Annotated in this window: 11 protein-coding genes; 3 read left to right on the plus strand and 8 right to left on the minus strand. The window is 44.0% G+C overall.

Annotated features, from left to right (window positions below; genetic code table 11):
* Positions 1-16: 16 nt before the first annotated feature.
* Together malQ and glgB are read left to right on the plus strand one after the other, a co-directional pair.
* Positions 17-2197, plus strand: a complete 2181-nt coding sequence (malQ, locus tag ACFI6G_RS04870; protein ID WP_016767391.1) for a 4-alpha-glucanotransferase — start codon at positions 17-19, stop codon at positions 2195-2197.
* A 175-nt stretch (positions 2198-2372) separates the two neighbouring features.
* On the plus strand, positions 2373-4553 hold the full coding sequence (gene glgB / locus ACFI6G_RS04875; protein WP_010431606.1) for a 1,4-alpha-glucan branching protein GlgB: 2181 nt from the start codon (positions 2373-2375) through the stop codon (positions 4551-4553).
* 56 nt (positions 4554-4609) lie between these two features.
* Here glgB and ACFI6G_RS04880 read toward each other — a convergent pair whose 3' ends face one another.
* The 6 genes from ACFI6G_RS04880 to ACFI6G_RS04905 form a co-directional block, all read right to left on the minus strand.
* Positions 4610-5086 (minus strand): TetR/AcrR family transcriptional regulator, encoded by a 477-nt coding sequence (locus ACFI6G_RS04880; RefSeq protein WP_010431603.1) that lies wholly within the window; start codon positions 5084-5086, stop codon positions 4610-4612.
* Between the two features lie 217 nt (positions 5087-5303).
* Complete coding sequence (locus ACFI6G_RS04885) at positions 5304-6143, minus strand: energy-coupling factor transporter transmembrane component T family protein (protein WP_010431601.1); 840 nt, start codon at positions 6141-6143, stop codon at positions 5304-5306.
* On the minus strand, positions 6140-7834 hold the full coding sequence (locus ACFI6G_RS04890; protein ID WP_462710161.1) for an ABC transporter ATP-binding protein: 1695 nt from the start codon (positions 7832-7834) through the stop codon (positions 6140-6142). The genes ACFI6G_RS04885 and ACFI6G_RS04890 overlap by 4 nt, the downstream gene beginning before the upstream one ends.
* Before the next feature lie 6 nt (positions 7835-7840).
* Positions 7841-8389, minus strand: coding sequence for an ECF-type riboflavin transporter substrate-binding protein (locus ACFI6G_RS04895; RefSeq protein ID WP_010431596.1), 549 nt, complete (start codon positions 8387-8389; stop codon positions 7841-7843).
* A 302-nt stretch (positions 8390-8691) separates the two neighbouring features.
* On the minus strand, positions 8692-9822 hold the full coding sequence (locus tag ACFI6G_RS04900; RefSeq protein ID WP_016767392.1) for an HlyD family secretion protein: 1131 nt from the start codon (positions 9820-9822) through the stop codon (positions 8692-8694).
* Complete coding sequence (locus tag ACFI6G_RS04905) at positions 9822-10217, minus strand: DUF3302 domain-containing protein (RefSeq protein ID WP_010431581.1); 396 nt, start codon at positions 10215-10217, stop codon at positions 9822-9824. The genes ACFI6G_RS04900 and ACFI6G_RS04905 overlap by 1 nt, the downstream gene beginning before the upstream one ends.
* A 313-nt stretch (positions 10218-10530) precedes the next feature.
* Between ACFI6G_RS04905 and ACFI6G_RS04910 the strand changes: the two genes are divergently transcribed.
* A complete protein-coding gene (locus ACFI6G_RS04910) occupies positions 10531-11439 on the plus strand; it encodes a DMT family transporter (protein ID WP_010431578.1) in 909 nt (302 codons plus the stop codon).
* A gap of 11 nt (positions 11440-11450) precedes the next feature.
* Here ACFI6G_RS04910 and ACFI6G_RS04915 read toward each other — a convergent pair whose 3' ends face one another.
* Together ACFI6G_RS04915 and ACFI6G_RS04920 are read right to left on the minus strand one after the other, a co-directional pair.
* Positions 11451-13031, minus strand: coding sequence for a GGDEF domain-containing protein (locus ACFI6G_RS04915; protein WP_010431576.1), 1581 nt, complete (start codon positions 13029-13031; stop codon positions 11451-11453).
* Positions 13031-14500 carry a hypothetical protein gene (locus tag ACFI6G_RS04920; protein WP_016767394.1) on the minus strand — a complete coding sequence of 490 codons (1470 nt, stop codon included), beginning with the start codon at positions 14498-14500 and terminating at the stop codon, positions 13031-13033. Before ACFI6G_RS04920 ends, ACFI6G_RS04915 begins: the two co-directional genes overlap by 1 nt.
* Positions 14501-14530 lie beyond the last annotated feature (30 nt).

Raw genomic sequence — 14530 nt, forward strand, 5'->3', positions numbered from 1 at the left:
GTTTTCGGAGAGAGCGATGAAAGAACAGACCGTATTAAAACAAGTCGCAGAAATGGCAAATATTGCCGACAGTTACGTTAGTGCGTGGGGCGATGAAGCACAAGTATCAGACGAGACGATTACGTCTCTATTGGCTTCATTGGGCTACGATACAAGCAGCGATGATGCACTGCTAAAATCAGCAGAAAGAAAACACAAAAAAGATGTACTAGACCCAGTTCTTGTCTTGCGTGACGGTGAGCCAGTAGAAGTGGCGCTTAATCTAGGTGTAAGTGCTCGTGAAAGTGAGTTCAGCTGGCGCTTAGAAACCGAGCAAGGAGAGGTACTTGAAGGCTATCTTCAATCTCAAGTCGTTCGTGATGAGCGTGCAGAGGGTGGCCCTTTAGTGTTTGCATTGCCAAGTGATTTGGCATGGGGTTACCACAAGCTAATTGTGAGCCGTAAGCGCCGTAAGAAGCCTTACGAGATGACATTAATCATTACGCCAAAAGCGTGTTTCAAGCAATCACTAATCGAGCAAGGCAAAAAGCTTTGGGGACCAAGCGTTCAACTCTACACTCTCAGAACTCAGCACAACTGGGGCATTGGTGATTTTGGCGATCTAAAACAACTTGTTGCCGATATCGCGTCTCGCGGTGGTGATTTTGTTGGTCTAAACCCAATCCACTCATTATTCCCAGCGAACCCAGAAGGCGCGAGCCCATACAGCCCGTCCTCACGTCGTTGGTTGAACATATTATACATTGATGTGAGCTCAGTACCTGAATTCGCGTTAAGTGCTGAAGCACAACAAACGGTAGGCAGTGCTGAATTCCAACAGCGCCTACAGAAAGCTCGTGAAGCACACTGGGTGAATTACACTGAAGTGTCCGAGCTTAAGATGAGCATCTTGCCTCTGTTATTCGCAGAATTTAAGACTCGTCATTTAGATAAAAACAGCGATCGTGCACAAGCGTTCTTAGCGTTTGTTGAAGAAGGCGGTGAAAGCCTGATGCATCAAGCGGCGTTTGATGCTCTGCATGGTGAGTTACATGCTGAAGATTCAGGTATGTGGGGCTGGCCTGTATTCCCTGAGAAATACCGCACATTCGAAAGCCCAGCAACACAGAAATACATCAAAGAGAACCTAGAAAACGTTCATCTGTACATGTACCTGCAATGGTTAGCGGATTGCCAAATCAACGATGCCCAGTCTCTTGCAGAAGAGAAGGGGATGGCTGTTGGCCTTTACCGTGACTTAGCGGTAGGCGTTGCGGATTCAGGTAGCGAAACGTGGGCAGATGAAGGCAACCTAGTGATGGATGCGAGTATCGGTGCTCCACCGGATGTTCTTGGTCCTTTAGGTCAAAACTGGGGTTTACCACCGCTGAACCCTGAAGTACTTCAAGAAACCAGCTACGACGCGTACATTAAATTGCTTCGTGCCAACATGAAACATTGTGGTGCACTTCGTATTGATCACGTTTTAGGTCTGCTGCGTTTATGGTGGATTCCAAAAGGTGAGAACGCAACCCAAGGCGCGTACATCTACTACCCAGTGCAAGATATGCTTTCGATTCTGGCGCTTGAATCTCACCGTTACCAATGCAGCGTTATCGGTGAAGATTTAGGCACCGTGCCAGACGAAATCGTTGATATCCTAGCGGATGCGGGCGTACATTCTTACAAAGTGTTCTTCTTCGAAACATCGGAAGACGATGGTGGTTTCATTTCACCGAAACACTACGCACCACAATCGATGGCAGCATTGTGTACTCACGATATGCCAACGCTTCGTGGCTTCTGGCACTGTGATGACTTGAAAATGGGTCAAGAGATTGGTTTATACCCAGATGCAGAACAGCTAGAAACCTTGTTCGATGACCGTCTGGAGTGCAAACAAGGTATCTTAGATTCAGTGGCATGGCATGGCTTCTTACCTGAAGGTGTTGGTCGTGATGCAAGCCAAGTACCGATGGACTCTTATCTTGCTGAAGCACTTCAACTACACGTTGCGGCTGGTGGTTCAACATTATTGAGTGTTCAGTTGGAAGATTGGTTAGAGATGGACAAGCCAGTAAACATCCCTGGCACTGTAGATGAATACCCGAACTGGCGTCGTAAACTATCCATGAACTTGGACGAAATTTTCGCTCATGAAGGCGTCAATCGTATCGCTTCTAAGCTGACAGACGTTCGAGAAAAAGCAGGTAAGTAATGACGTTGAGTGACTTGAAAATAAGTGGTTTTTTGCTTACGGCGTACGAAACTACAACCTCGGTCACTCAATAATGAATGCTCATCTGGTAGAATAAATTGTCGTTATATTGCCCGCACTAATAGCGGGCATTTTTGTATTATATTTTTTGGATGTTTGGTTAGGGAGAAACGTTTTGGAACTAAGTTCGATTTCAAAGCAAAAACAAATATATACCCAACTATCACAGGCTTGTTTCACTGACCCGTTTGCGTTTTTAGGGCCGTACTTACCTTCAGATCAAGGTGCATTAAGAGTATGGATTCCAGGGGCAGATAAAGTAGAGTTGATCGTTGGAAAGGAACCTCGTATTGAGTTAGCGCGAGAGGGTGAAAGTGGCTTCATCCTTAAGCAAAAAAGAGACCTACGTTTCACTCACTATAAACTTGCGGTTGATTGGGCTGGGGTAGAGCAGATCATCGATGATCCATACCAGTACCACGATCTGTACGCGAGTTATGAAGATCTTCATACACCTAAAGATATGTATCATCACATGGGGGCTCAGTTTATTACGCTAGAGCGTGATGGACAGACGATTTCAGGTACGCGTTTCTTGGTGTATGCACCGCATGCAACGGCGGCAAGTTTGGTGGGTAACTTCAACGCTTGGGATGGTCGTCGCCACCCAATGCAACGCCTAGATTACGGTATGTGGGGCCTATTCATTCCTGAACTGGAAGAAGGCGCTCAATACAAGTTTGAATTAAAAGGGCCAAATGGTGAAGGCTTACCACATAAAGCTGACCCATGGGGCTTCTACTCAGAGCAATACCCATCGTTCTCATCAGTGACTTACGACCACGCTCGTTACGAGTGGCAAGATAGTCAATGGCAGAATCGCCCTGTTACGCAAAAGCGCAAAGAAGCACTTTCGTTCTATGAACTGCATGCAGGTTCTTGGAAGCGTAACGCCGAAGGAGAGTTCTTAAATTATCGCGAGCTTGCGGCAGAGCTAATTCCATACTTGACGGATCTTGGCTACACACACGTTGAGCTAATGCCAGTTTCAGAGCACCCATTCTACGGTTCTTGGGGTTATCAACCTGTTGGTCTATTTGCACCGACTAGTCGTTTTGGATCTCCTGATGATTTCAAATACTTTGTCGACCAATGTCACCAAGCTGGCTTAGGTGTGGTACTAGATTGGGTTCCTGCTCACTTCCCAAGTGATGATCACGGCCTAGCAAACTTCGATGGTACGCCATTGTTCCACGATCCAGATCCACGTCGTGGTTGGCATCAAGACTGGAACTCGTACATTTATGATTTAGGCAAAGAGCATGTTCGTCGTTTCTTGGTAGCAAACGCTTTGTACTGGTTCGAACAATTCCATATCGATGGCATCCGTGTTGATGCGGTTGCTTCGATGCTGTATCTCGATTATTCGCGTAGCCATGACCAATGGATTCCGAACGCAGATGGCGGCAACGAAAACTATGACGCCATTGCTACCCTTAAGTGGATGAACGAAGAAGTTTATAAACACTTCCCGAATGCGATGACGATTGCTGAAGAATCGACTGCTTTCCCTGGTGTTTCGGCACCGACCTTTATGGGCGGCTTAGGCTTCGGCTTTAAGTGGAATATGGGCTGGATGCACGACAGTTTATCTTACATCCAAGAGGACCCGATTAACCGTAAATATCACCACGATACGATTACTTTCCCGCTGGTCTACGCACACAGTGAAAATTATGTATTATCTTTGTCACACGATGAGGTGGTTTACGGTAAGGGGTCTATCCATAACAAGATGCCTGGTGATGAATGGCAACAAACAGCCAACTTACGTGCTTATATGGGTTACATGTATGCACAGCCAGGTAAGAAGTTGAATTTCATGGGTGCTGAATTTGGTCAGACGGCTGAATGGAACCACGATGATCAACTGCAATGGTTCTTGCTGGATTACGATCGTCATCAAGGTGTTCAGCGCTTAACCAGAGACCTGAATAACCTATACCGCTCTGAAGCTGCAATGCATGACCTTGATTTTGACCCGAAAGGCTTTGAATGGCGTCTACAAGATTCTGCAGAAGCGAGCATTCTTGCGCATGAGCGTATCAGTGAGTCAGGTGAGCGTGTATTGGTAGTTTCTAACTTTACGCCAGTCCCTCACGAGCATTTCCGATTAGGTGTTCCAGCAAAAGGGAAGTATTCACTATTGTTGAATACAGACTCGGTTGATTACGCAGGTAGCGGTTTTGAAGTGAAGAAAGTCGCTGAGATTGAATCAGTAGAAAGCGAAGGGCTAGACACATCGATTGAGCTACGCCTACCACCGTTATCGACGGTTTTTTATAAACTGAATTAACCGATTGTTAAAATAAAAAATGGGAGCTTTAAGCTCCCATTTTTATTGCTTCGAAACTAATTTGATGGTGTTCCAAGGTTAGTTAGGTAGAACATTGAACGTCCTATTACCGTTTCAAGGATGCGAGCAGAGTCGGTCCCGAAGCTATTCAGCATTTTTTCGCGAAACAGACCATCTGAACTGACATTGAATGCTTCGGGACTTTTGACCTGTGAGGCATGAAAAAACATCAGTTTGATAACGTATCGGAATTGTTCATTGTCTAAAGCATTTTGCCATGATTGAAGAAAGACCTCTTCCGAAGCGAAGTCTAGGTTTTCTATAACAATCGATAACATGTGCTTGTGAAGCACTGTTCGGATAGCACGTGTCGATGGATAATAGCCCTGAAGCGTTGTTAAACTAATGCCAATTTCCTGAGCAATCCTTGCATAAGTTAGAGCTTCATGTCCTTCAGCCAGAAAAAGGTTCAATACGATTTCATCGTAGTTTTTTTGATTTTCTAGTTTCTGTAATTGAGTTATTCGAGCCATTATAAATCCCACATTAGGTGTGACATTCTGTATAGAAATTACGGATTGAGGATGTTAACAAAATATTCCGTAATAGACCTTAAAAAACAAAAAATTACGCATAAAAAGATATAATTAATCGATAATTTATACATAAACTACTGTTTAGTGTGAAAAAAGGCCACTTAACTAAGTGGCCTTTGATTCTTTAACAGTGTTGTCTTATGACTTTGCAAGGCTAGAAAGGGTACCAGAACAGCTGCTCTTCAAGTACTCGCTTTGTGATGGCGAGTATTACGACTAATGCGATAACGGCTAAACAAACAAAATCTACACGTTTCAAAGGTGCATAGCTATACCAAGTACGCGCTTTGTGTCGACCAAAACCTCGCAACGTCATTGCATTAGATATCTCGTCTGCGCGGTCCAAGCTAGAGAAAATAAGCGGGCCTAGGACCTTGGCTACATTTTTGATTCGAGTAATTAGGGGCGCTTTCTTCGAAAGCTCTACACCACGAGCCTGTTGGGCGTGCATGATATTGACGAAATCTTTCTTAACTTCTGGCAAGTAACGTAGCGTTAAGCTCACCGCATAAGCTATTTTGTAAGGAACACCGATACGGTTGAGGCTGGCAGCAAATTCAGTTGGATGCGTAGTAAATACGAATATCAACGCAATCGGGAACATGCTCATGTATTTAAGCGTTACCGTGACTAAGTAAAACAGGGTCTCTTGGCTTAACGAGTAGTTGCCAGGTAGCGTTAACAATATGTTCTCGCTACCGATAAGCTCAGTACCTTGCTGTGGCGCAAGGAGGTACATGAATAAAGCATTTAGGCTTAATACACTCGCCGTACCCAATAACAAAGGCTTATACACGCGTACAGGGACATTGGTAAGCTTCAACAGGTATAAACCAGTCACAATAAGCAGCGTAATCAATCTTAGGTCAAACGTAGTTAACACCACGGTTACCCAAGCCAAGAAGAGTGCAAATTTGGTGATGCCGTTGAGTGCGTGAAGCGGTGATTTTGTATCAATGTAATTGATGCCGAATTTTACTTTTGATGCGTTCATTGAGCACTTCTCTCGTAGTCGATGAAGTATTGCATGAACGCATTAGTATCGTCGATTTTCATCATGGTCGCGAGTTCATAAATGCTGGTGGTACAAAGATTTGCGCGTTCTAGAAGTGATGGTTGGCTAAATACTTCTGTCATCGCCGCATTAGCGATGAGTCTGCTGTCTGCAATCACAATTGAACGCGTGGTGTATTCTAAAACGAGGTGCATGTCGTGTGAAATGATCACAACGGTGATATCTAGGTCGCGGTTGAGTTTTTGGATGAACGCTAACATTGACGTGTAGTTTCGGTAATCTTGGCCAGCTGTTGGTTCATCCAAGATGAGAAGTTCAGGTTCCAACACTAAGATAGAAGCGATGGTTACACGTTTTTTCTGGCCGTAGCTTAGTGCTTCGATCGGCCAATGGCGGAACTTACTCAGCCCACACAACTCAAGAACATGCTCTACTTTTTCTGTGATCAGTTCTTCTGCAATGTTGCGGTTACGAAGACCAAAAGCAATCTCATCAAAAATCATATGATGCGAGATCATATGATTTGGGTTCTGCATCACGACACCGACTTTCTGGCTTCTTTCAAAGATAGAAAGTTCAGATAGGTCTTCACCATTTAGATAGGAAGAGCCTGAATCGGCATCGATCACACCCATGATGAGTTTGGTTATGGTAGATTTACCCGAACCGTTTTTGCCTAGAATCGAAACAAACTCACCTTTGCCAATCTTGAAGCTCACATCTTCGAGTGCGTTTTTCTCGCCGTCGTAAGAATAAGTCAGACCATGAACTTCAAGTAAAGGTGGATATTGCTTATCTGCTACCGGGGCAGGGCGCTCAGCAAACCAAGCTTGAACAGCAGGGCGGAACCTTTTGTAGTCTAAAGCTTTGAGGTTTGACAGCTTATCTTCGCAGGTTAGTGGGGCTTTCGCCGCCTTAAGCGCCGACAAGTAAAGCGGTTCACGAATACCGTGTGTATCAAGTAATTCAGAAGCTAAGATTTCATCGGGTGTCGTGTCAGCGACGATTTCACCACGTTCCATTAAGATCACGCGATCGATATCGCGATGCAGGACATCCTCAAGGCGGTGCTCGATAATCACGATGGTCTTGTTGGTTTCTTTATGCAGCTGATCAATGATCTCAATCGTTGCCTTACCTGTTTTCGGGTCAAGGCTTGCTAGAGGTTCATCGAACAGCAATATATCAACGTCATCAACTAAGATGCCCGCTAAGGACACTCGCTGTTTTTGACCACCTGAAAGGTCATGAGGTGAACGTTCAAGCATGTCCGCTAGATCGACCATTTTTGCAGTCGACTTAACTAACGGGTACATGTCAATGTTCGACATCAACTGGTTTTCGAGTGCGAAAGCGATGTCTTCACCGATACTCAAACCTACAAACTGGCTGTCAGTATCTTGTAATACCGTGCCGACTTGCTCGGTATAATCGTGCATCGAAAACTCAGAGATATTCTTGCCGTTTATCTCTAAAGAGCCGGTTACCTCACCTTTGATTGCATGAGGTATCAAGCCATTGAGACACTGACCTAGGGTAGATTTACCACTACCACTTGGCCCAATAATGACGATTTTCTCTCCTTTCTCTATCCTTAGATTGATATTTTTTAGCGTCGGTTTGTCCAGCGACTCATATCTAAAAGAGAAGTTCGAAAATGCTATAGTCATTATCGCTTATGCCTCAGTCAGGTTGCGGCTTTGTTTGTTGCGTTTAGCGACTGATTTTAGGATCAGGAAGCCCACAACAGCGATCAGAACTGTGTTACCCGCTGCGATGATAGACAGTTGAGTGAAGACTTTAGTAAACGGTTCAGCGTATAGGATGGTGTCTAGGAACGCAGAGCAGCCATAGCCCACAACGTTACCTGCAAGGGCAAGTATCACGAACAATACAAAATCTTTCATTGGAAGCTCGCCTTGCTGAAGGCGATTTTTGGTTATTATTGGGAAAAGACCGATAACCATACCTACGATACCTGAGCCTAATACCCAAGTTAGCCATACGCCCCAACCTGCAAATAAGTCGGTAACCCAGTGGCCAATAAAACCAACCAAGAAGCCAACAATAGGGCCAAATAGAACCGAAAACAGTGCAAGGACGGCCATTGCTGGTTTCAATGTCGTGTTCGCAAACACTGGGACACCAAACATAGGTAAACCACCAATGCCGTACAGCGCCGCGCCAATGGCAATAACGACGACTGTTTTAGCTGAAAAGTTCATAGATAACCTCGAATACAGAAAGATAAAGCATGATAAAGAACGAATATTCGCCATTAGTAATATGCGTCTCAATGAGAACATTTTTTGGGCAAATATAAAAAATAAGGCGCGCATTATACAGTAGAACCCTTCCATAAGGGAAGATAAGTGTCTAGATGTCTAAAATTCCACCTTAGTAGGCTAATGTGGCGTAAAAAGCACAACTTTATGGTTAATCAAGCAACAAAAAAGCCAGAACAGATCTGGCTTTTTCATTCATATTAACAATGTGTTAAGTAGTTTTCTCTTTGTTCCACTACAGTTTAGTGGTCAAGGTATAGATAATTTTGCCAACTTTTCATACGAATAAGCACTTTACGCATAATAGATACATGAGTGAAACTGTCAGAATAAACGGCAACTTCAACCGCGGTACCCATAGGTAAATGGTATTCCGATAGATCATCGGTGATGCTTAATTTAACAAACACACGACCACTGGTACGCAATGCATCAGTACCTAGAAGCGCGCCTCTAGCTTGGAATTGGCTCTCACCGATAGCTGGAATCACCTCATCAATGCGCCCTTTGAATACTTCCCCTGGTAGCGCTCTAAACAAAAATTCTGCTTCGTAACCAGGTTGTAGGCGTTGTAAGGAGTTTTGTCTGAATGCTGCAGTATAGAACTGTTCTTCGGTGTGAACAAAAGTCATAACGGGTGCTAGTGGAAGTGGCACAGCCATTACACCAGGGCGCAGAGCAAGTTGAGTTACGTAACCATCGGTCGGTGCTCGTACCACGGTTTGCTCTAGATCGAACTGAGCTTTACGCAATTCGGCCAATAAACTCAAAACCGCGGTATTCTCGCCACCAATTTCAGAGTCCAAGGCGATTTTTGCTTGTTCTAGATTTGCATCTGCCACTTTCACGGCGGCTTCCGATGCTTTGTAAGCTTGTCTGCGAGTGTCTAATTGTTGCTCAGTAAAGGCGCCACTGTCATAACCACGTTTATAACGAGAGAATTCACGTTGGGCTTTATCTCGCTCTGCGATGGCTTTGATTCTTGCGGCTTCGGCTTCGGTTACTTCCGATTCCATACCGAGAGCGCCTTGGCTCGCCTCTTTTACTTTCGCCTCTAATCGTGCGACTTCAGCTTCAAATGGAATAGGGTCGATCTTGAAAAGAATATCCCCTTGCTTAAGAGGTTTATTTGCCTCTACAGGCACTTCTATAACTTTACCTCTTACACCAGAAACAACCGGCGTTGTTGAGTAAACTTGGTTACCAATTTGAGTAAAAGGGTGGTTGTAGTTCATCAATAGGATCAATGTACCTATGATGATAACACCACCAAGAACGGCGGTAGGTACAGTCCATTTGTTTAGCGGGATATTAAACACTTTGAAAATAGTGATACAAAGTGCCGCGTAGGTCATTATCAGCAGTAAATCCATTACTTAACCTCCTGATCTTGATCGTTGTTTTGAACTTTGTCTGTATTCACTTCTACGGAATTTGCCTGTTTGAGTTGAGCAATTTCTTCCTGAAGCGTGCTAACCTGGTCGATCAAAATATCAACACGATGATGAATGTCGTGTTGTTCTTCTTCTAATTTAGCGAAGCCCCAGCCACGATCTTTACGCCATAGCGTTGCCCAGATCCAAAGGAAGGGCCAAATAGCATGTAAGGTGAATAGGCTAACCCAGCCTGAGACGTGAATAGCATCTTGATGAGGGTGATTGCGTTCTTTTGCTATTTCGTAGGGAATATCGTGAATAACGATGATGCCGTAAAAGATTACTAATGCTACGAAAATAAGTAGGCCGAGCGCAAAGTAGTCTAAAAACATAACAGATCCTTGTAATGTTAGATATTAGTTATAAATATACTACGCTATCATCCAAGTAATTGTTATAAAAATGATTTATCGAGTTGAAAATAATGTGTGTTCGCTTCTAATGTGAGCATAATAGTTATTGGTTTTTATAAAATCCAGTTAGAGGCAAGGTGAGTCGGTGGCTAATTTTAGGTTCGATTAACGCCAAAAAGTGGGTGTTAATATGAAATTTTCAGAATGACAAACCGTAATTAGCCGAATCATCGTAACAGAAATCATGCAGGCTAGGTTGAAATGGCATACATATCACTGAGGATAAATACGGATGTATATAGGTGAACTTGCCGCGATAGGTGCGGCTATTGTGTGGGCGTGTGCGACATGGATTTACGGACAGTTCGGTCATCGCTTCTCTGCGATGCAGTTGAATATTGTTAAAGGCGTCGTGGCTTCTGGCATGATGTTACTTGTGATGCCCCTTATTCCAATGCCAGAGTTTGAAATGAGTGCGAATCACTTTTGGATACTGGCCATTTCTGGTGTCATTGGCATCGCGATTGGAGATAGCGCGTATTTTGCGGCATTAAAAAGAATTGGCGCGAATAAAACCTTGTTGCTTGAATCTTTGGCTCCACCTCTTTCTGGTGTATTGGCATTAATGTTTTTAGGTGCTGCATTGACGTTGCAAAGTTGGCTCGGTGTTGTTATCACGACTTTAGCCGTGACATTTGTCGTTTTTCAGCCGTCTCAGTCTGTGAATGGGGAGGCCGATTCTAAAAACAAAGCACAATGGAGTGGTATTGGATTTGGGCTTGTGGCGAGTGTTTGTCAGGCTTCTGGAGTAGTGATTTCCCATTATGCTTTGGTGGCTGGTGATATTCCCCCATTGTTAGGAGCGCTGATTCGCCTCACGATAGGTGTGTTTGTCGTGATGCTGATTATCCCTTTTGTTGAGAGTAAGCCTTACTCGTCTATGAAAAAAGATTTATGGGAGATGACCAAATTCGACAAGCTGTGGCTTTTAGGGGCAATATTTGTCGGAACATTTTTGGCGCTGTGGCTTCAGCAGGTTGCGTTGAAAAATGCCAACCCAGCAATTGCACAAACATTAATAGCGACCAGCCCTGTCTTTATTTTGGTGATCTATGTGCTCAAAGGGGAAAAGATCTCGAAGCAAAGTGTCATCGGGACACTTGCTGCGTTAGGTGGAATCTCTCTTTTTTTCTATCAGTAGTTTGGCTTAAATTATTCGGTACAAGTTTGATTACGACCGTTAGCTTTAGCTCGGTACAAGGCTTTGTCTGCTCGGTAGAAGGTACGTTGAGTATTCTCTCCCTCGCGGTGTATTGTGATACCAATACTCACGGTTAGACCGCGCTCTCCTAAGATCTCATGCCAGCCGAATTGGAAAATACGTTCTCGATAATTCTCAGAGTGCATTTCCGCTTTATCAAGGTTAGTGTTTTCAAGGATAACTAAGAATTCTTCTCCACCAAACCTAACACATGAAGCTCCTCTAAATTTAAAGTAAGAACGCAGCTCTTGAGAAACGCTAACAATCGCTTTATCACCCACTAAGTGACTGAGTTCGTCATTGATTGATTTAAAGTGGTCAATATCGACAACCATCAATGCGAAAGGTGTCTCGTGTAGGAGCAAGTCTTTGAGTTTTACGTCTAGCCAACGACGGTTGTGTAAACCTGTCAGTGGGTCGGTGAAAACATCTTGTTGTAGTTGAGCCACTGCGTTTTTGTGCTGTTCGGTGGTTTCTTTCAACTCACGATTTTCTTGTTCAGAGAGAATTAGCTTCAGTTGTAGTTCAAATCGCGAAAGACGACGTAGTTGGCTCGAGCCCAGTTCGCTGATAGGGATCTGTTTCATGAGATCCGTTTCAATGCGGTAGCCCTTTTTCTCATAGTTCAATGCTTCTTGAAAGCGGCCTTGGTTCATACACACATCACTCAAGGAGTCGTAGAAGCGCTTTGCGAGAACGGGGGATGAGTATTCATTCACACGTTTGTCTGTGCTCGATAAGATCATGCTTGCGTATTCTTGCTTACCAATAGCACTTAAACAATATGCCGTCTCTAAGCGAGTCATCGTAGCAAGCCAATTTGCTTGAGTATTATTGACTGGATACTGAATCTTAGTCAGACAACGCAGTGCGTCGTGATGTTTCTTCTTAGCGCGAAGCACTTTTGCTTGGTAAAGCAGTATTTGAGCTGTGAGTTGTTTGTCGCTGACGAGAATACTGAGTTCATCACACTCGTTAAGCAAATCACTGGCCGCAGTAATACGATTAAGCAACAGCAAACTTGCCACCATATGAAGCTTAAACTTGAGTCGAAGTGAGCGACTACTTATGGCATGGTCAATACTGTTGATTTTCTGGTAGTAGCGAAGGGCTCTACTGTGATCTCCGTAGGCATCACAGAGGTTGCCCATACCCAAAATAGCCATGACGTATTCATCAATGTAACCGTGTTCAACGGCGATTGACGATGAGCTCACGAATTCATTCAATGCTGAGGTATAATCGCCAATTTCAACCAAGCGGTCACTTAAGCTGGTTTTTACCGTAAGAATGTCTTCGATATCAACAGGCAAGTGCAGAAGGTTTAGTGCATGCCTTAATTCTTCGATACTGGTTTGATTTTGTTGTAATTCAGCGCGATATTCAGAACTGATGATATAACAGTGCGCTTGCTCCGTTTTGGTTGTCGAAACGTGTTGGCGAATATGGTTCCAGAAGATGATCGCTTCTTCACCTGAGACCGATGAAGGATCTAAACCGGCATCGGTGATCTTGCTTAATAGAGTTTCCATCAATTTAGCACCTCGGCATCGTCTTCTTCTAGTTGTTCAAGAGTGAACGGGAACGTCAATATGTCATTGAGGCTGACGGTTGGCTTCGAACCTTTTAGTCCTTTTCTATGCCACGGATAAATTTCAAGCATGGTGCTGAGAGTTTGGAAAGTTTTCTCTGCAGCTTCCCCTTTTTCAGAAAGCATAAGAGCGACTCGCTCTGAACTCAGTCTTGAAATGAAGTCATTCTGATTACACAAGGTATGAGCAATCTCGGTGCAGACATCTAAGTAATCGGTATCGATGTGCTGAAACATAATAATGCTGTGGTTTGAACGTTTGAGCTCTGTTTTAAAGAGCACCAGTTGTTCCCACCAAAAGGTTTCGGAAACGACATGAGAGAGGTGCTTTTCAGGGTCGTATTCGTGTTGGCCACGGATACGGTTAATCAATTTTCTTGCTCGCTGTTCAAGTTGGCGCTTTGAATTGCGTGCTTTATCTAGGCCAACGCGGTTGGTTTGCTCTCGAAGCATACCGATAGAATATTGGCGGTATTTTTTAAAGGCGATTAAAGCTGCGTTAAAATCTTGGTTTTCTTCAGCGACTAACGATTGTTGATAACAAATTTGACTGAGTAGTTCACCGTTATCGAATTCGTTTGCAGATTGTTCAGCGAGTTTAAGCAATTCAGCGGCATGTTCGGGCCTTTTTCTCAGAAGCTCTAATCGAGCTCGACTGATATAGGAATGCGCTTTCATCCATACGAGGTTATGCTCAACAGCTAGGCTGTGCGCTTTGGCTGTTGCCTTTTCTGCATCATCTAAACGCTCTAAACCAAGAAGCGCAAGACCTCTGAAATCCCACACCTCGGCATGCCAGGTATTATCTTTATGATCTTTTAAGGCTTCTTCCGCACCATCGAGTACCGACAGCATTTCAACATAGTTATTGAGTAAGTAGTAATCCCACGCGAGCAATATTCTTGCTTTGCCTTCTAACCAACCGATACGACTGTTGTTTGCAACTTTTACGGCAAGTTGGTGTGTAGAGCGCGCTAGCTTGTATTCGTGGGTCATTCGCCAAATGTTGCCAAGACCAATGAGGCATTCGATTTGTATCTCTACCTCATCAACTAGCGCAGATTGTTCTAAGGCGTTGATCCAGAATTGTTGGGCAGAGTAATACTTGGCTTGCCCCCAGAATTGGAGTGCGTGCAGGTGGAGAATTTCAGGGAGAAAAAGATCGGTGTCTAATCGGCTTTGTCGCTTGTAGGCTTCCTTGATGTATTTTAAACCTTTTTGGTAGTCCATTAGGTTCCAGCAACATCTGGCCATCAACATTAATGACTGGATCGCCCCCTCTTCAAACAAAACTTGTTCTGACCTGACGAGACATTGTTGAGTAATCTCAAGGATCACTAACGGTTCAGAATCGACGCGAGTTTTGAGTTGTTCTAATTCTGTTTCAAGAAGGTACTGATTTTTGTCCAAGGCTTAGATCCATAATTATCGAGCATATTG

The sequence above is a fragment of the Vibrio sp. PSi01 genome, from assembly GCF_054960695.1.